The sequence below is a fragment of the Streptomyces sp. NPDC057616 genome, assembly GCF_042800575.1.
GTDB lineage: Bacteria > Actinomycetota > Actinomycetes > Streptomycetales > Streptomycetaceae > Streptomyces.
This window is the reverse complement of the sequence record NZ_JBHVGU010000032.1, coordinates 18,975-36,618: the sequence shown is the minus strand read 5'-3', so window position 1 is coordinate 36,618 and position 17,644 is coordinate 18,975. Positions and strand designations below refer to the sequence as shown.

Sequence of the window (17,644 nt, the reverse complement as noted above, 5' to 3'; positions counted from 1 at the left end):
GCCTGGCGGAGAGATTTCCGGATTTTCTGCAGAATGGGTGCGCGAGGCGGGCGGGACCGGCGTCGGCCGGTCCTTTACGTCTACCCCTGTCCGCGGCCCGTAGGCTGGACACGACCCGCTTCCTGTATAGCCCCGTGAGGTGTCCTGTGTCCCCGCGTCGCAACCGGCCCAACGGAGCCGGCTCGTCGGGTTCGTCCGGCCGGAGCGCCGACGACGACCGCTCCGGCCGCTACGGCGGCTGGCAGTCGACCGAGAGCTGGCAGGGCGAGGAGTGGAACGTGCGGCATGTCGCGGGGGCGAGTGCCGAGGGCAAGACCTACCGCTGCCCGGGCTGCGACCAGATGATCCCCTCCGGCGTCCCGCACGTCGTGGCCTGGCCGGAGTACGCGGGCGTCGACGACCGCCGGCACTGGCACAAGGCCTGCTGGAACGCGAAGGACCGCCGCACCACCAGGGTGCAGCGGTCCCGGAACGCGCCGAAGTTCTGAAGGCGCGCTACACGTCGCGCTTCTGCAGCAGGGCGACCGCGCCGGCGAACGCGGCGGCCGTCACGCCCAGGGCGATCCACAGCGGGTCCCAGCCCGACGGGCCGGAGTCGCTCAGGGAGTTGGTGTAGAAGACGCCCAGCTGGTTCGGGATCGAGTAGTCGAACAGGGCCTGGCGCACGTCCTCCAGGGCCGACGAGACCATGAACAGCGCGATCACCAGCGGCGCCAGCACGAGGCCGATCATGATGGTGATGGCGCCCGCCGAGTGCCGGATGATCGAGCCGACGACGAGCGAGAGCAGGCCGAGCAGCGCGATGTAGAGCGAGATGCCGAGCGTGCCCTTCAGCCATTCCGAGTTGCTCGGCTGCCTGGCCCCGTCCAGCATGGCCACGTCGGCGAGCGCGACGAGCAGCGCCGAGACGAACGTGACGGTGAAGGCCACCCCGAAGAACACGATCGCCTTCGCCGCCAGCACCCGTGCACGGGACGGGCACGCCGTCATCGTGGTCCGGATCATGCCGGTGCCGTACTCGGAGGCGGTGGTCAGCACCCCGAGCGTGATGATGCACATGCTGCCGAGCAGCAGCCCGAAGACACCGAAGGAGAGCGGGTTCTCGCCCGCCAGGCTGCCCTCCGACTCGTTGGCGGCGACCAGCGAGGCGGTCAGCAGGCCGATGCCGACGACGAGCAGCACGAAGACGCCGAGCGTCCACATCGTGGAGCGCACCGACCGGATCTTCGTCCACTCCGAGGAGATCGCGTTCCCGAGATGGGTGCGCATGACGGGGATCGGCGAGGTGTAGGAGGGGTACGGCGAACCGGGCGCCGCCGCCCGCCAGTCGGGAGCGGCGGCCTGCGGCATCGGGGGCTGGGGCGTGCTCATCGGGCGTCCTCGGGCTTGGTCAGGTCGGCGGGGGCGGGCTGCGCGGGCGGCTGCGGCGCCGCGGCGGGCGGCTGGGCGTACGGGTTGGGCGCGCCCGCGCCGGGCGCCGCCGGAGCGCCGTAGGGACCCGGCTGGGGCTGCCCGGGGCCGCCGTACGGTCCCGGCTGTCCCTGCGGCATCGCGAACGCCTGGCCGCCCTGCTGGGGCGGCGGCGGGGCGTACCAGTCGGGCTGGCCCTGCCCGGGCACCGGCATCGGCGGCTGCGCGCCGGGCGGCAGGGGCTGCATCAGCCCCTCCTTCTGGTCGATCGTCGAGCGGTAGTCGACGGCCCCCTGCGTCATCCGCATGTACGCCTCCTCCAGCGAGGCCTGGTGCGGCGACAGCTCCCACAGGCGTACGTCGGCGTCGTGCGCGATGTCGCTGATGCGGGGGAGTGGCAGTCCCGTGATCCTGAGGGCGCCGTCCTGCTCGGGCAGCACGTGCCCGCCCGCCTCGGTCAGCGCGGAGGTCAGCTTCTCGCGCAGCTGCGGCTCGGAGTCGGGCGTGCGCACGCGCGCGAAGTCGGCGGAGTTGGCCGAAATGAAGTCCTTGACGCTCATGTCGGCGAGCAGCTGCCCGCGCCCGATCACGATGAGGTGGTCGGCGGTCAGCGCCATCTCGCTCATCAGGTGGGAGGAGACGAAGACCGTACGGCCCTCGGAGGCGAGCGCCTTCATCAGGTTGCGCACCCAGAGGATGCCCTCGGGGTCGAGGCCGTTGACCGGCTCGTCGAAGAGGAGCACCTGCGGGTCGCCGAGCAGCGCGGCGGCGATGCCGAGGCGCTGGCCCATGCCGAGGGAGAAGCCCTTGGAGCGCTTCCGGGCCACCTCCTGGAGCCCGACCACGCCCAGCACCTCGTCGACCCGGCGGGCCGGGATGCCGGAGAGCTGGGCGAGGCTCAGCAGGTGGTTGCGGGCCGACCGGCCGCCGTGCACGGCCTTGGCGTCGAGCAGGGCGCCCACGTGCCGGGGTGCGTTCGGCAGCTTGGGGTACGGGTGGCCGCCGATCGTCACCTGCCCCGCCGTGGGGTTGTCCAGGCCGAGGATCATGCGCATCGTCGTCGACTTGCCGGAGCCGTTGGGCCCGAGGAAGCCGGTGACGGCACCCGGCCGTACCTGGAAGGAAAGGTTGTATACGGCGGTCTTGTCGCCGTAGCGCTTGGTCAGGCCGACAGCCTCGATCATGCTCCGCACCCATCGAAAGGATCAGGACAGCAGGGCACACGCCCCCGTAAGGGTTAGGAGGATATCGAGGCGCTGACGGTTCCGCTCAAGAGGAAGTAAAAGTCCGGCCCCGTTCAGGCGTCCCGTCGCTTCAGCAACACGTACCCGCCGACCAGGGCCGCGAGCACCCACAGGACCATGATGCCGAGGCCGCCCCAGGGCCCGTACGGGGTGTCGTCGTCGATCGGCGTGATCACCCGCATGATCCTGCTGCCGGCCTGGTCGGGCAGGAACCGGCCGATCTTCTTCGTCGCCGAGACGTTGCCCAGGATGTTGGAGATCAGGAAGAAGAACGGCATCAGGATGCCCAGGGACAGCATCGGCGAGCGCAGCATCGTGGCGACGCCCATCGAGAACACCGCGATGAGCGTCATGTAGACACCGCCGCCGATGACCGCGCGCAGCACGTGCGGGTCGCCGATGGCGGCGCGGTGCGAGCCGAGCAGGGCCTGCCCGAGGAAGAAGGCGACGAAGCTGGTGACCATGGCGACGGCCAGGGCGAGGCCGGTCGCCACGGCGATCTTGCTGAACAGGAAGGTGCCGCGCTGCGGCACGGCGGCCAGCGAGGTGCGGATCATGCCGGTGCTGTACTCGTTCGAGACGACCAGCACACCGAACACGATCATCGCGAGCTGGCCGAGGCTCATCCCGGCGAAGCTGATGAAGGTCGGGTCGAAGGAGAGCCGGTCGTTGCGGCTCATGTCGTCGAACTGGTGGTTCGTCAGCGCCGAGATCAGCATGCCGAGCCCGACGGTGACCACCACGGCGAGCGAGAGCGTCCACACCGTGGACGCCACCGAGCGGATCTTGGTCCACTCGGACCGCACGACCTGGACCCCCGTCATGACCGGCTCCTCTCCCAGCCGTCGCCCCAGCCGCTCGCGGGCGGCGCCTGCGCGGGCGCGTCCGTGGGTGCGTCCGTGTGCGCGTGGTACTCCACCGACTCCGCGGTCAGCTGCATGAACGCCTCCTCCAGGGAGGCCTGCTGCGGGCTCAGCTCGTGCAGCACGATCTGGTGCTGCGCGGCCAGCTCGCCGATCCGCTCGGCCTTGCCGCCGTCCGCCTCCAGCGCCCCGGAGCCGGACTCGACGACGGTGATCCCGGCCTGGTGCAGCACGTCGAGCAGCCGCTCGCGCTGCGGGGAGCGGACGCGGACGTAGGACCGCGAGTTCTGCGCGATGAAGTCCGCCATGGAGGTGTCGGCGAGCAGCCGGCCCTGCCCGATGACGACGAGGTGCTCGGCGGTCAGCGCCATCTCGCTCATCAGATGGGAGGAGACGAAGACCGTACGGCCCTGCGCCGCGAGGGACTTCATCAGGTTGCGGATCCAGTGGATGCCCTCGGGGTCGAGGCCGTTGACGGGCTCGTCGAACATCAGGATCCGCGGGTCGCCGAGCAGGGCGCCGGCGATGCCGAGCCGCTGGCCCATGCCGAGCGAGAAACCGTTGGCCTTCTTCCGCGCGACCGCCGTGAGGCCCACCGTGTCCAGGACCTCGGCCACCCGGCGCCGGGGGATGCCGTTGCTCTGGGCGAGGCAGAGCAGGTGGTTGTAGGCGCTGCGGCCGCCGTGCACGGCCTTGGCGTCCAGCAGGGCGCCGATGTACTTCAGCGGGTCCTTGAGGCGGTCGTAGTGCTCGCCGTCGATCCGCACGTCCCCGGCGGTGGGCCGGTCGAGCCCGAGCATCATGCGCATCGTCGTGGACTTGCCGGCGCCGTTCGGCCCGAGGAAGCCGGTCACCATGCCGGGTCTGACGGTGCACGTGAGGTTGTTGACCGCCAGCTTGTCGCCATAGCGCTTGGTCAGGCCCTCGAGCTCGATCATGCGGCCACGCTAAGACGTACGCCAGAGGCCCGCACCTCCGGGGGAGACGGTACGGGCCTCTGGGTGCGCCGGTGCCGGCGCGCTGTCGACTAGCGGGACTGCTGGGCGGGAACCCCACGGGAGATGGGCTCGTCCTCGGCCGGCGTACCGGCGGCGGCCACCGCGGCGCCCGTGAGCGTCGCGAGCATCTCGCGGACGTTCGTCAGCTGGGCGTTGATGCTGTCGCGGCGGTTGGTGAGGGCGGCCAGCTCGCGCTCGGATTCCGAGCGGATCCGGTCGGCCTTGGCGTTCGCGTCGGCCACGATGTCCTCGGCCTGGCGCTGGGCCGTCTCCACCGTCTGGCGGGCGCGGCGCTCGGCGTCCGTGCGCAGCTTCTCGGCCTCCAGGCGCAGCTGCTCGGCGCGGTGCTCGATCTCGGCGAGGCGCTTCTCGGCCTTGGCCTGACGGGACGCCAGGTCGCGCTCGGACTGCTCGCGGCGCTTGGCGAGGTTCGTCTCGAAGTCGGCGGCGGCCTGGGCGGCCTTGGCGCGGGTCTCCTCGAAGAGGGCGTCCGCCTCCTCACGCTTCGACTGGGCATCCTTCTGGGCCTCGGAACGCAGCTGCGAGGCGTCGCTCTTCGCCTTCTCGACGATCCGGACGCCTTCGTCCTCGGCCTTGGCCTTGCGCTCCGCCGCGAACGATTCTGCGTCGTTGCGGACCTGCTGGGCCGCGGACTCGGCCAGCTCGCGGTGCTGCTCGGCGGCGCGCCGGGCCTCCTCGCGCAGGTCCTTGGCCTCTTCCTCGGCGAGGCGGAGGATCTTCTCGACGCGAGCACCGAGACCGGCGTACGACGGCTCGGCGTCGGTCACCTGGGCCTGGGCGTTCTGCGTCTCGAGGTGGAGTTCCTCGATGCGCTTTTCCAGAGCGGTGATGCGTGCGAGAGCACTGTCACGGTCGGAGACGAGCTTGGAGATCCGTTCGTCCACCTGAGCGCGGTCGTACCCACGCCGCACAAGCTCGAAGCCGTAGGGGGAAGTGTCGCTCATGGGGTTCCTGTCAACTGAGACCGGTGAGGTGATAGGGGGAATCCTAGGGGCCGAAGCGGTGTGTCATCGAGCGGATACGTGTTTGATCTGGAGAATGACACCCCTTTTGAGTGGCTGTCGGCCAGACCTCTTGCCAAAAAAATGGTCAAAGGCCCCAGAGTGGACGGGATTTGGGCCTGTCGATCAGCTGTCCGACGGCTTACCCGAACGAGGGGCGCCGACCGTGGCTCCCGCCTTGACGCCGCCGTCCTTGCCCCCTCCCGGGGCCTCGAACGACTCCAGCGCCTCCAGCACGTCCTGGACGCGGGAGATCTCGGCGTTGATGTCCTCGCGCCGGCGCACCAGGACCTCCAGCTCGCGCTTGCCCTCCTCGACCGTGCGCTTGGCCTCGCGGATCGCCTCGGCCTTGAGCTCCTCGGCCTCCTTGACCAGGGCCGACTTCTTCTGCTCGGCCTCCTTCAGGAGCCCCTCGGCCTTCTTCACGGCGGCGATACGGACCTTGCCGGCCTCCGAGTTGGCCTCCGAGACCAGCTCCTTCGCCTTCGCGTGAGCCTTGGCCAGCTGCTCCTCGGCCGCCTTGATGAGCGCGTCGCAGCGGTCGCCCGCCGACTTCATCGTCTCGGCCGACTCCCGGCGGGCCCGCTCGTGCAGCGCCTCGATCTCGCCCGTGATCCGGTCGCGCAGCTCCTCCGCCCGCTCCCGGATGGAGGTGGCGTCCCGGCGGGCGCCGACGAGCAGCTCGTCCGCGTCCGTACGGGCCTTCTCCACGCGGGTGTTGCCCTCGACCGTCGCCTCCGCGACCAGGCGGTCGGCCTCCGTGCGGGCCGCGCCCACCATGGTGTCGGCCTGCGCCTCGGCGTCGGCGGTGGTCTTGTGGGCCTGCTGCTGCGCCTCGGTGAGCAGCTTGTCGGCCTCGGCCGTGGTCTCCGTGATGAGCTTGTCGACCTGCTCGGCGACGTCCTGGCGCCGCTTGCTGGCGTCCTTGCGGACCTCGTCGAGCGTGCGGTCGGCCTCCTCGCGGGCGGAGTTGACGAGCCGTTCGGCCTCCGCCGCCGCCTCGGCCCTGACGCGCTCAGACTCGCTGCGGATCCGCTCGGCGTGCTGCTGGGCGGAACCGACCGTCTCGGCGGCCTCGGCCCGCAGCCGCTCCGCGTCCCCGGTGGCGTCCGCGATGAGCTTCTCGGCCTTGGTGACCGCCTCGGCGCGCATCCGGTCGGTCTCCGTGACCGTCTCGGTGGTCAGCCGCTCGGCCTCGCTGCGCGCCTCGGTGATGAGGGTGTCCGCCTGGGTGGCCGCGTCCGACCGGATGCGGTTGGCGTCGTCGCGGGCCTCGGCCCGGGTGCGGGTCGCCGCCTGGTCGGCCTCGGCGATCGCGTCCGAGGCCTCCGTGCGCGCCCGCTGGGCGTGCTCGGTCGCCTCCGACCGCAGGCGCTCCGCCTCCGCGATCGCCTCCGAAACGGTCCGCTCGGCGAGCGACTTGGCCGCCTCCGACTCCTCGGCCGCCTCGCGCCGCAGCCGGCCCGCGTCCTCGCTGGCCCGCTCCCGCTCGGCGTAGGCGTCGGCGCGGACCCGGTCGGCCTCCTCCTGGGCCTCGCGCCGGGTGCGGTCAGCCGCGTGCTCGGCGGCGCTGCGCAGGCCGGTGATCTCGTCCTGCGCCTGCTCGTGCAGCCCGGACACGGAGTCCCGTACCTGCTGGGCGTGCTGCTCGGCCGCCGAGACCATCTCGTTCGCGCGCCGGTCGGCCTCCTCGACCAGGCGGACCGCCTCGGTCTGGGCCTCCTCCACGCGGTTGCGCGCCGAGGCCAGCAGCTCCTCGCTCTGCTCGCGGGCCCGCTCGCGCTCCTGGTCGGCCTCGGTCCGCGCCGAGCCGAGGAGTTCCTCGGCCTCGCGGCGGCGCCGTACGGCCTCCTCCTGCGCGGCGGCCAGCGTCTCCGACGCCTCCGTCCCCAGCCGCTCGGCGGCGGCCTGCGCCTCCGCCCGGACCCGGTCGGCGGTCTCCTGCGCCTCCGCCTTCAGCCGCTCGGCCTCGGCGGCGGCCTCCGAGCGCAGCCGTACGGCGACGGCCTCGCCCTCGGCGCGGGACGCGGAGGCGTCCGACGCGGCCTCGTCGCGCAGCCGGTCGGCCTCGGTCTCGGCCTGCTGCTGGAGGGTGCGGATCCGCTCGGCGGCCTCGGCGCGCAGCCGCTCGGTCTCCTCGGCGGCCTCGCGGCGGATGCGTGAGGCCTCCTCGCGGGCCTCGGCCAGCGCCTGCTCGGCCGCGGCGAGCCGCTCCTCGGCCTCCGTGTGCAGCCGCGTCAGCTCCTCGGCGGCCTCCGCACGGCGTGCCTCTATGGCGCGTTCGGTCTCCTCGTGCAGCTCGCCCGCGGCCCGCTCGGCGTCGGCCTTGATGCCCTCGGCCTGCTCGACGACCTCCTCGCGGTGCCGCTCGGCCTCCTGGCGGGTGCGCTGCAGCGTCTCCTCGGCCTGCCGGCGCAGCGTCGTCGCCCGCTCGATGGCCTCGGTGCGGACCTTCTCGCTGTCCGCGGTGGCCTTCTGGCGCAGCTCGTCGGCGTCCTGCCGGGACTTGGCCAGCAGCTCCTCGGCGGTCTTGGCCGCCTCCTCGATCTGCTGGACGGCCTCCTTGCGGGCCGCCGCGCGGATCTTCTCGCCCTCGGCGACCGCCTCCGAGCGCAGCTGCTCGGCCTCGCCGCGCAGCCGGCGGGCCTCCTCCTGCAGCTCGACCGTCTTGGCGCGGTACTCCTTGGTGTCGTCCTTGGCCGCGCCCTTGAGCTGCTCGGAGATGTCGTGCGCCTCGGAGCGCAGGCGGTCCGCCTCGGCCTCGGCCTCGGAACGGATCCGCTCGGCCTCCTCGGCGGCGGCCTTGGTGGTGTTCTTCGCGTCCTCCTGCGCCCTGTTGAGGACGTCCTCGGCGGTCTTGGCCGCCTTCGACAGCTGGGTCGCGCTCTCCTCGGCGGTGATCGTGCGGGCCTTCTCGGAGGCCTCGGCGACGATCCGCTCGGCCTCGGCGCGCGCGTCCGCGACGACCTGCTCGGCCTCCGACTTGGTGGCCTCGGCGTCCTTCGTGGCCTCCTCGACCAGCCGGGCGACCTGCTCCCGCGCCGTGCGCGTGCGCTGCTCGTTCGCCGACTCGGCGCTCGAGAGGGCCTTCTCGGCGGAGGCGGTCGCCTCGGTGATCAGCTTGTCGGCCTCGGTCTGCGCCTTGCGCAGCGCCTCCTCGGCCTCGGCCATCCGCTGCTCGGCGGCCCGGCTCAGCTCCTGCGCCTGGCGGCGCGTGCTGTCCGACTCCGAGGCGGTGGAGGTGCGCAGCTGCTCGGCGTGGTCGGTGGCCTCCTGCGCCTGCGTGGAGGCGGCGTTCAGCAGCCGCTCGGCGTCCGTGCGGGCCCGGCGCAGGATCTGGTCGGCCTCCGCCCGGGCCGCCTCGGCGTCGCTCGTCAGGCGTTCCCGGGCCTCGGTGGTCAGCCGCTCGGCCTCCGCGCGGGCCGCGGCCATGGCCTGGTCGGCCTCGGCGCGGGACTCCTCGAGGAGCCGGCGGGCCTGGGACTCGCTGCGGGCGCGCAGCTGCTCGGCCCACGCCACGTTCTCGTTGACGTGCGACTCGACGGTCTGGCGGCGCTCGGCGAGCTCCTGGTCCAGCTGCTGGCGGCGGGTGACCGCCTCCTGGTGCAGCTCGGCCTGGAGCCGGGCGGCCTGCTCCGCGTGCTCCTGCAGGATGCGCTGGGTCTGCGCCCGCACCTGGCTCAGCTCGCGCTCGGCGTCCTGGCGCAGCTGGTCGGCCTGCATCTGCGCGTTGCGCAGCAGCTGTTCGGCCTGGTAGCCGATGTCACCGCCGTCGAAGGAGGGACGGGACATGAGGGTGCGGCGCGCCTCGTGCAGCTTGGCGCGCAGCACCTCGACCTGGTAGCCGAGGTCCTCGGCGTGCTGGATCGCCTTTTCCCGCTCGGTCTTCAGCCGCTCCATCTCGGCCTCGAACCGAGAGAGGTGGTCGACGTCAGCCGCCGGCTCTCGCTCCTGGCGTTCGTAGCCCCGCACTGCGCGGTCCCATCCGTCCCCTGGTCGCAAGTCTGGCCAAACGAGCTCCGTCCATCCGCCGAACGGGGCCCCCGGGGAATGGTGTCAGATCAACGGCGGAGCATGGGCTGCTGCCCCGACGCTCGCCCCCCGAAACCCGGACCCCGGCGTGGTCCTCCCTCTGACGGCAGGACCCGGCCACCCCGGTTCGAGAGGCGACCGCCCCCAACCCTACCGGCCCATATGTACGAGGGTCAGTGCTCAGGTGACTCAACAGGCGCCGAAGTGACCAGTTCTGTCAGTACGCCATGGCAATCCTTGGGGTGCAGGAACGTGATCCGTGACCCCATGGAGCCGCGTCGCGGCTCTTCGTACAGCACGCGGACGCCCTTTTCCTTGATGCCGGCGGCCTCGCCGTCCACGTCCGCGGTGCCGAAGGCGATGTGGTGGACACCCTCGCCGTTCTTGTCGAGCCACTTGGCGACGGTGGAGTCCGGCCGCGTCGGCTCCAGGAGCTGCAGGTAGGAGGCGCCGCCGTCGGACGTCTCGTTGATCTTGAGCATGGCCTCGCGCACGCCCTGTTCCTCGTTGACCTCGGAGTGGAACACCTCGAAGCCGTACGTGGCCCGGTAGAACTCGACGGTCTTGTCGAGGTCGAAGCAGGCGATCCCGATGTGGTCGATTCGCGTCAGCATGTTTGACAGTGCAGCGCTCCTGGCATGGTTGCGCAACGTGCCAGCGATCACATCGACGGCCGGGTGACGGCACGGAGTGCCACTCAGTACATTCGATGTAAACCCTCGTTCACTCCTCGGCTGTGCAGCCGGTAAGGGGATCGCAGCTCATGTCATCTGGAACGAACACCTCGGTGATCGTCGCGGGCGCGCGTACGCCCATGGGACGGTTGCTCGGCTCGCTCAAGTCCTTCTCCGGAGCCGACCTCGGCGGCTTCGCGATCAAGGCCGCCCTCGACCGTGCGGGGATCGGTGGCGACCAGGTCCAGTACGTGATCATGGGCCAGGTGCTCCAGGCCGGGGCGGGCCAGATCCCGGCGCGCCAGGCCGCCGTCAAGGCCGGCATCCCGATGAACGTGCCGGCGCTGACCGTCAACAAGGTCTGCCTCTCCGGCCTCGACGCCATCGCGCTGGCCGACCAGCTGATCCGCGCCGGCGAGTTCGACGTGATCGTCGCCGGCGGCCAGGAGTCCATGACCAACGCGCCGCATCTGCTGCCGAAGTCCCGTGAGGGCTTCAAGTACGGGGCGATCGAGATGCTCGACGCGATGGCCTACGACGGCCTGACCGACCCGTGGGAGAACATTCCCATGGGCGAGTCGACGGAGAAGCACAACACCCGCCTCGGCATCCAGCGCCCCGAGCAGGACGAGATCGCCGCCCTGTCCCACCAGCGCGCGGCCGCCGCCCAGAAGAACGGCGTCTTCGAGGCGGAGATCACCCCCGTCGAGATCCCGCAGCGCAAGGGCGACCCGGTCCTGTTCAGCAAGGACGAGGGCATCCGCGGCGACACCACCGCGGAGTCCCTGGGCAAGCTGCGCCCCGCGTTCACCCGGGACGGCACCATCACCGCCGGCACCGCCTCGCAGATCTCGGACGGTGCGGCGGCCGTGGTCGTGATGAGCAAGGCCAAGGCGCTGGAGCTGGGCCTGGAGTGGATCGCCGAGATCGGCGCCCACGGCAACGTGGCGGGCCCGGACAGCTCCCTGCAGTCGCAGCCGTCCAACGCGATCCTGCACGCCCTGAAGAAGGAGGGCCTGGAGGTCTCCGACCTCGACCTCATCGAGATCAACGAGGCGTTCGCCGCCGTCGCGGTCCAGTCAATGAAGGACCTCGGCGTTTCCACGGAAATGGTGAACGTGAACGGCGGCGCGATCGCGCTCGGCCACCCCATCGGCATGTCCGGCGCCCGCCTGGTGCTGCACCTGGCCCTGGAGCTGAAGCGGCGGGGCGGCGGCGTGGGCGCGGCCGCACTGTGCGGCGGCGGCGGTCAGGGTGACGCGCTGATCGTGCGGGTACCCAAGGCCTGACCCCTCTGTCTTACGTGAACCTCTGAACGGAGCTGTGATGCAGGACGTCTCCACCCTGGTGACCCAGGCCAGGGAAGGCCGGCCGCGGGCCGTGGCCCGGCTGATCTCGCTGGTCGAGGGGGCGTCCCCGCAGCTCAGGGAGGTCATGGAGGCACTGGCGCCGCTGACGGGGAACGCGTACGTGGTCGGCCTGACCGGTTCTCCGGGCGTGGGCAAGTCCACGTCGACCTCGGCGCTGGTGACGGCGTACCGCAAGCAGGGCAGGCGGGTCGGCGTCCTGGCCGTCGACCCGTCCTCGCCCTTCTCCGGCGGCGCCCTGCTCGGCGACCGGGTGCGGATGTCGGAGCATTCCTCCGATCCCGGGGTCTACATCCGCTCGATGGCGACCCGGGGCCACCTGGGCGGCCTCGCCTGGGCGGCGCCGCAGGCGATCCGCGTGCTGGACGCGGCCGGCTGCGACGTGATCCTGGTCGAGACGGTCGGCGTCGGCCAGTCGGAGGTGGAGATCGCCTCCCAGGCCGACACCTCGGTCGTCCTGCTCGCGCCGGGCATGGGCGACGGCATCCAGGCGGCGAAGGCCGGAATCCTCGAGATCGGCGACGTCTACGTCGTCAACAAGGCCGACCGCGACGGCGCCGACGCCACCGCGCGCGAGCTGAACCACATGCTGGGGCTCGGCGAGTCCCGGGGACCCGGCGACTGGCGCCCGCCGATCGTCAAGACGGTCGCGGCGCGCGCCGAGGGCGTCGACGAGGTCGTCGAGGCGCTGGAGAAGCACCGCGCCTGGATGGAGGAGCGGGGCGTCCTCGCCGAGCGCCGGCGGGCCCGCGCGGCCCGTGAGGTCGAGACGATCGCGGTCACGGCCCTGCGCGAGCGCATCGGCGACCTGCACGGCGACCGCCGGCTGAGCGCGCTGGCGGAGCGGATCGTCGCCGGCGACCTGGACCCGTACCGGGCCGCGGACGAACTGGTCGCGGGACTCACGGAGAGCTGACGCCGGCCGCCGGCATGGCCGGCTCGCGGGTGGCGCTGGTACGTTGACCGGCATGTACCTCCTCTTGGCATAGGGCACGCCCGGGCCCGCGCGGCCGTATCGACGGCCGGCGCGGCGACAAGGCGTCCCCTTTCCCGCCTCGAGTCGAGGAACTTCCGTGTCCACGAAGCCAGTTGCACGGCCGACGTATGCCGTCGTCCTTCATCTCCCGTACGCCCGCCGCACGTTCGCGGCCGCCCTGCTCGGCAGGCTGTCGTACGGAATCGTCCCCCTGTCCGTGATGCTCGCCGTCACCCGGGCCACCGGCTCCTACGCCGTCGCGGGTACCGCCATGGCACTGTTCGGCGGTACCAGCGTCTTCCTCTCGCCCGCGCGGGCGGCCCTCATCGACCGCCATGGGCCGCGCCGCGCGCTCGTCCCCATGGCCGCCGCCTACGCGGCCCTGCTGGGTCTGCTGACGGCGCTCGTGTGGCGCCCGGCGGCCGTCCCGCCGCTCGTCGTGGGCGCCGTGACCGCCGCGGCCGGCGCCTGCACCCCGCCGCTGGGCCCGACCATGCGGGCCGTGTGGGGGCAGCTCACCGAGGACCGGGCGCTGTTGCAGCGCGCCTACAGCCTGGACGGGGTCGCCGAGGAGCTGCTGTTCGTCTCCGGGCCCCTGATCGTCGGGGTGCTGGTGGGGTTCGCCCCGCCGACGGCCGGGATCGTCCTCGGCACCTGCCTGATGGTGGCCGGCACCGCCGGGTTCGTGCGGTCGCCGGCCGTGCGGGCGGCGGGGCCCGCCGAGCGGGCGCCGCGAGCGCGCCGGGCCGCCGCCCCGCGGGGTGCGCTGCGCGGCGTCCTGCGGCCCGTCCTCGCCGCGGGCGGCGTCGGGCTCGCGCTCGGCGCGGTGGACCTCGTGGTCGTGGCCTTCGCCGGCCGGCGGCACTACGGCGACGACGCAGTGGCCTGGACGCTGGCGGCCCTGTCCGCCGGAAGCGCCGTCGGCGGGCTGCTCAACGGGGCGGTCGCCTGGCGCGCCCCGGCCCGCGTGCGGCTGCCGCTCACGGTGGCGGGCCTCGCGCCGGCGCTGCTCGGTGCCGCCCTCGCCCCCGGCCTAGGCACCCTGGCCCTCGCCCTCGCGGCCACCGGGTTCTTCGTCGCCCCGGCCTTGACCACCGCCTACCTGAGCGCCGACGAGGCGGCGGCCCCCGAGGCGCGGGTACGGGCCGGCGCCTGGGTCAACACCGGTGTGAACGCGGGCAGTACGGCGGGCGCGGCCGGAGCGGGCGTCCTGCTGGGCGGCCTGTCCACCGCCCTCTGCTTCACGGCGGCGGCCGCGGCGGCCCTGCTGACCGCCCTGGTGACGGCGCGGGGCGCCGCCCGCGCGGACCGGGAGGCCCAGGAGGCCGTACCGGCGGTGTGACGGAGGGCCGACGGAGGGCCGGCCCCCTCGGCCCCTCGACCGCCCCTCGGTGACCCCCTCAGCGGCCTCTCGACGCCCCCGAAATGCCCGCAGGCGGCGTCCGGTGCGGACTCCGCCTGCTGTCGGTCCCGTCGAAGGGGTCCAGGGGCTCAGGGGCGTCCCCGCTGCCCGCGCAGGTGTTCCGCGATGGGCTTCAGGGCCTTGTCGAGTTCCGCCAGGGCCTCGGGCGACAGCAGGTCGATGAAGTGCCGCCGCACCGATGCCACATGGTGCGGCGCCACCCGCTGCATGGTCTCCATGCCGTGCTCGGTCAGCACCGCGTAGAGGCCGCGCCGGTCGGACTCGCAGTTCTCGCGCCGGACCAGGTTCGCGTTCTCCATCCGCGTGATCTGGTGGGAGAGGCGGCTCTTGGACTGGAGGGTGGCGGACGCGAGGTCACTCATCCGCATCCGCACGTCCTCCGACTCGGAGAGGTTCACCAGGATCTCGTAGTCGTTCATAGTCAGGCCGAACGGCTGCAGATCCCGCTCGAGCTGGTACGTCAACAGCCTGTTGACCTCCAGGTGGGTGCGCCAGGCGCACTGCTCCGCATCGGTCAGCCAGGGCGTGGCCGTCTCGGTCTCCATGAATCAAGTCTACCTAAAATGTTGAAAGGCGAACTAGTGAGGGGTGGTGTGACGGCGCGCATACGTTCGACGTCACACTCCGCAGACTACCGCTCACAGCCCGAAGCGACGCTGGAGGTCCCCCAGCTGTCCGGGAAGGCGCGGTGCGCCGGCTTGCTGTGAAGGACCTGTGTGTGCCCCACCGCCGCCGGGTACCCCCGGCTCGGGCGGGAGCACTCCCGAGGCCTGCTCGGCCATGAGGGTCTCCGAGGACTGGAGCAGGACCGTGCCGGCTCCGACGAACTCGAACTGGTGCTCCTCCCCGGAGGCGCCGCCGAGGCCCGTCATCGCACGTAGACCGCCCATTACACCTGTCAAGTAGCTGTGGTCGTAGTGATGGCACGGCGAGGGGCAGTCGGCCCAGCCGACGAGCGCCTGCGGGTCCACCCGGATCGGGGGTTCCATGAACACCACCGGACCGTTAGATGCGGCCACGAACTTTCCGGTTCCGATCAGGGTCAGAAAACCTGGCACGATCGATTGCTTGAGCGCGAGACTTGGCTGAAAAGCGAGCAGGTTGCCCGAGCGAATGGTCAGGTTGCCGTCTTCGAGGTCGTATGAATTCACGTCGAAGGCCCGGTCGGCGAGCAGCATCTTGCCCGAGCCCTCGGCCACGACCCACTCGGCGGCGTGCAGTGGCGAATGAAAGGACGTACGGACAAGTCGGTCGAGCCGGCCGTGCCCGATGCCGTTGAACTCCATCGAGCCGTAGTAGGCGATCATCTTCCCCTTCTGCAGGAACCACTGGCTCCCCTTGAGCTCCACGCAGAAGGTGTACTTGTTCACGTTGTCGTCGACCGGCAGGGTCATGGGGTCGTAGACCGTCGGGCCGCCGCCCGGAGCCCCGTACATGCTCACAGCTTCTCCTCCGAGGCCTGGACGTACACCGTGCCGCTCCCGCTGAGCTCCAGCTGGAAGGCCTCGCCGGAGCCGCGCCCCACCATGTCCCGCCAGCCCAGGGCGGTCGACAGCTTGTTGCGTACATCGCCGTGGTGGGCGACGTAGGCCTGCGGGTCGACGTGGACCGCGTGCTGCGGGGTGATCGGGATCTCGAAGACGCCGCCGTGGGCCATCACCGCCACGGAGCCGTGGCCCTTGAGCGTGGTGGTGAACAGGCCCTGGCCGGTGACCTGGCCGCGCACCATGCCCATGACGCCGCCCTGCGAGCCCATGAACATCGTGCCCTGCTGCAGCGTGCCCTCGAAGGCGAGCAGGCGGTCCGCCTCCACGTAGAGCGTGTCGCCGGTGAGGTTGATGACCTGGACGTGGTGGCCGCCGTGCCCGAACAGGACCGTGCCGCTGCCCTCGACGCTCATCAGCGGGGTCGCCTCGTTGGCCACCCGGCGGCCGATCATCGACATGATGCCGCCCTGGCCGCCCTGGAGGTTGGGGGTGAAGGACACCTCGCCCTTGTAGGCGAGCATCGCGCCGCGCTGACTGAACAGCCGCTGGCCCGGCAGCACCGTCGCCTCGACCATCTTGGAGTTGATCTCGCGGAAGGGCATCAGACGTCCCCCGCGATCGTGTTCCGCTCGCTCGGCTGTACGTACACCAGCCCGTCCCCCTCGAACCTGATCTGGAAGGCCTCGCCGCCGCCCTCGCCGAGGAAGGTGCGGAAGGTCACACCGGACTGGAAGGACTGCCGCAGGTTCCCCTGGTGCGCGATGTACGCGCCGGGGTCGACGGTCAGCGGGTACTGCGCGCTCACCCGCAGCACCACCGCCGGGCCGTCCGACATGATCGCCGCCTGGCCGTGGCCCTCGACGGTCGTCGTGAACAGCCCGTTTCCCTGCGAGGCGCCGCGCAGTCCGGTGAAGGTCGTGCCGGTCCTCAGGCCGGCGTCGGTCGCGAGCAGATTGCTCGACTCCACGTAGAGCTTGTCCCCCTGGAGAGCGACCAGGTTGATCTCGGAGGCGCGGTCCGCGAACCAGCAGGTGCCGTGCCCCTTCACCTCCATCACCGTCATCTGCTCGCCGGTGAGCCGGCGCGTCACCATCCCGCGCAGCCCCTCACCGCCGCCGCTGAGCTTCTTGAAGGCCATCTGACCGTCGTACGCGACCATCGAGCCGTTCTTCGCCTTCACGGCGTCCCCGGTCATGTCGACGGCGAGCACCTTGCTGCCTTGAAGTCGGAACATCGCCACGCTGCGAAGGTAGCCGCCGCCCGGGTGGACCGAACAGGGCCCGACGGGTGGAGAAAGCCCTGTCCGGACCCTTAGGGGACGCACATCACGTCCCCTCGTGCGACCCCTCGGCCGATGTCCGCCCGGGCGTTTGTCAGAATGGGGGAACGCTTGTGCCTCCGTTCACAAACAGCGACCTGTCTCCCACCGAAGGTGACCCGTGGACCTCAAGACCGCCACCGCCCTCCGCCGCCTGCGGCTCGTCTCGGCCCCCGAGGCCGTCTCCTTCCTGCTCCTGCTGGTCTGCTCCGTGCTGAAGCGGACCACGGACTTCAACGCGGTGCCGGTGATGGGCATGGTCCACGGCGTGCTCTTCATCCTGTACGTGGTCTTCTGGGCCGACGCCTGGAACCGCGCCAAGTGGCCGCTGGGCACGGCCGCCCTCTACTTCGTCCTCTCGATCCTGCCGACCGGCGGCTTCTTCGCCGAGCGCAAGCTCAAGCGCGCCGCCGAGGACGAGGTCATCGCCTCGCGCGCCCGCCAGGAAGGGGTCGTCAACGCATGATCGTCGCCTTCTCCGTGACGCCGCTGGGCGTCGGCGAGGACGTGGGGGAGTACGTCGCCGACGCCGTCCGCGTGGTGCGCGAGTCCGGTCTGCCGCACCGCACCGACGCGATGTTCACCTCGATCGAGGGCGAGTGGGACGAGGTGATGGACGTCGTGAAGCGGGCCGTCGCCGTCGTCGAGGAGCGGGCGCCGCGGGTGTCCCTGGTCCTCAAGGCCGACATCCGGCCCGGCGTGACCGACGGGCTCACCTCCAAGGTCGAGACGGTGGAGCGCCACCTCGCCCGGTAGGACCTCAGCAAGGAGAACCCCGGCCCGCGCGCGGGCCGGGGTTTTCTCGTCCCTGATGTTTGAGCGATCGCTCA

At 71.6% G+C, this 17,644-nt stretch carries 17 protein-coding genes; 6 read left to right on the top strand and 11 right to left on the bottom strand.

Annotation, left to right across the window (positions count from 1 at the left end):
* The first annotated feature begins 146 nt into the window (after positions 1-146).
* Positions 147-488 carry an ATP/GTP-binding protein gene (locus ACFU97_RS33075; protein WP_384264106.1) on the top strand — a complete coding sequence of 114 codons (342 nt, stop codon included), beginning with the start codon at positions 147-149 and terminating at the stop codon, positions 486-488.
* Between the two features lie 7 nt (positions 489-495).
* Here ACFU97_RS33075 and ACFU97_RS33070 read toward each other — a convergent pair whose 3' ends face one another.
* The 7 genes from ACFU97_RS33070 to mce all read right to left on the bottom strand — a co-directional run bounded on the left by ACFU97_RS33070 (position 496) and on the right by mce (position 10,183).
* The gene (locus tag ACFU97_RS33070) at positions 496-1,371 is read right to left on the bottom strand and encodes an ABC transporter permease (protein ID WP_384264104.1); all 876 of its coding nucleotides are present in this window, start codon (positions 1,369-1,371) and stop codon (positions 496-498) included.
* Positions 1,368-2,594, bottom strand: coding sequence for an ABC transporter ATP-binding protein (locus ACFU97_RS33065; RefSeq protein WP_384264102.1), 1,227 nt, complete (start codon positions 2,592-2,594; stop codon positions 1,368-1,370). The genes ACFU97_RS33070 and ACFU97_RS33065 overlap by 4 nt, the downstream gene beginning before the upstream one ends.
* Positions 2,595-2,707: 113 nt before the next feature.
* A complete protein-coding gene (locus tag ACFU97_RS33060) occupies positions 2,708-3,478 on the bottom strand; it encodes an ABC transporter permease (protein ID WP_384264100.1) in 771 nt (256 codons plus the stop codon).
* Positions 3,475-4,455, bottom strand: coding sequence for an ABC transporter ATP-binding protein (locus ACFU97_RS33055; protein ID WP_384264098.1), 981 nt, complete (start codon positions 4,453-4,455; stop codon positions 3,475-3,477). Before ACFU97_RS33055 ends, ACFU97_RS33060 begins: the two co-directional genes overlap by 4 nt.
* Positions 4,456-4,544: 89 nt before the next feature.
* Positions 4,545-5,480 carry a cellulose-binding protein gene (locus tag ACFU97_RS33050; RefSeq protein WP_384264096.1) on the bottom strand — a complete coding sequence of 312 codons (936 nt, stop codon included), beginning with the start codon at positions 5,478-5,480 and terminating at the stop codon, positions 4,545-4,547.
* A gap of 183 nt (positions 5,481-5,663) precedes the next feature.
* Positions 5,664-9,509 (bottom strand): polarized growth protein Scy, encoded by a 3,846-nt coding sequence (gene scy, locus ACFU97_RS33045; protein WP_384264094.1) that lies wholly within the window; start codon positions 9,507-9,509, stop codon positions 5,664-5,666.
* A 233-nt stretch (positions 9,510-9,742) separates the two neighbouring features.
* Complete coding sequence (mce, locus tag ACFU97_RS33040; RefSeq protein WP_384264093.1) at positions 9,743-10,183, bottom strand: methylmalonyl-CoA epimerase; 441 nt, start codon at positions 10,181-10,183, stop codon at positions 9,743-9,745.
* A 149-nt stretch (positions 10,184-10,332) separates the two neighbouring features.
* Between mce and ACFU97_RS33035 the strand changes: the two genes are divergently transcribed.
* From ACFU97_RS33035 to ACFU97_RS33025, 3 genes are all read left to right on the top strand, one after another.
* Positions 10,333-11,532 (top strand): acetyl-CoA C-acetyltransferase, encoded by a 1,200-nt coding sequence (locus ACFU97_RS33035; protein WP_384264092.1) that lies wholly within the window; start codon positions 10,333-10,335, stop codon positions 11,530-11,532.
* A 37-nt stretch (positions 11,533-11,569) separates the two neighbouring features.
* Positions 11,570-12,526 carry a methylmalonyl Co-A mutase-associated GTPase MeaB gene (gene meaB, locus ACFU97_RS33030; protein ID WP_384264090.1) on the top strand — a complete coding sequence of 319 codons (957 nt, stop codon included), beginning with the start codon at positions 11,570-11,572 and terminating at the stop codon, positions 12,524-12,526.
* A 157-nt stretch (positions 12,527-12,683) separates the two neighbouring features.
* Positions 12,684-13,928: an MFS transporter gene (locus ACFU97_RS33025; protein WP_384264089.1), complete on the top strand. Its 1,245-nt coding sequence runs from the start codon at positions 12,684-12,686 to the stop codon at positions 13,926-13,928.
* 149 nt (positions 13,929-14,077) lie between these two features.
* On the opposite strand, the gene ACFU97_RS33020 is transcribed toward ACFU97_RS33025, so the two are convergent.
* From ACFU97_RS33020 to ACFU97_RS33005, 4 genes are all read right to left on the bottom strand, one after another.
* Entirely contained in the window at positions 14,078-14,554 is a 477-nt protein-coding gene (locus tag ACFU97_RS33020; RefSeq protein WP_384264088.1) for a MarR family winged helix-turn-helix transcriptional regulator, read from the bottom strand.
* A gap of 93 nt (positions 14,555-14,647) precedes the next feature.
* Complete coding sequence (locus ACFU97_RS33015) at positions 14,648-15,445, bottom strand: AIM24 family protein (RefSeq protein WP_384264211.1); 798 nt, start codon at positions 15,443-15,445, stop codon at positions 14,648-14,650.
* Positions 15,446-15,447: 2 nt separating this feature from the next.
* Positions 15,448-16,098, bottom strand: a complete 651-nt coding sequence (locus ACFU97_RS33010; RefSeq protein WP_384264086.1) for an AIM24 family protein — start codon at positions 16,096-16,098, stop codon at positions 15,448-15,450.
* The gene (locus ACFU97_RS33005; RefSeq protein WP_384264210.1) at positions 16,098-16,730 is read right to left on the bottom strand and encodes an AIM24 family protein; all 633 of its coding nucleotides are present in this window, start codon (positions 16,728-16,730) and stop codon (positions 16,098-16,100) included. Before ACFU97_RS33005 ends, ACFU97_RS33010 begins: the two co-directional genes overlap by 1 nt.
* A 205-nt stretch (positions 16,731-16,935) precedes the next feature.
* Between ACFU97_RS33005 and ACFU97_RS33000 the strand changes: the two genes are divergently transcribed.
* Together ACFU97_RS33000 and ACFU97_RS32995 are read left to right on the top strand one after the other, a co-directional pair.
* Complete coding sequence (locus tag ACFU97_RS33000) at positions 16,936-17,280, top strand: DUF3817 domain-containing protein (protein WP_384264085.1); 345 nt, start codon at positions 16,936-16,938, stop codon at positions 17,278-17,280.
* Positions 17,277-17,570: an MTH1187 family thiamine-binding protein gene (locus ACFU97_RS32995; RefSeq protein WP_384264083.1), complete on the top strand. Its 294-nt coding sequence runs from the start codon at positions 17,277-17,279 to the stop codon at positions 17,568-17,570. Before ACFU97_RS33000 ends, ACFU97_RS32995 begins: the two co-directional genes overlap by 4 nt.
* Positions 17,571-17,644 lie beyond the last annotated feature (74 nt).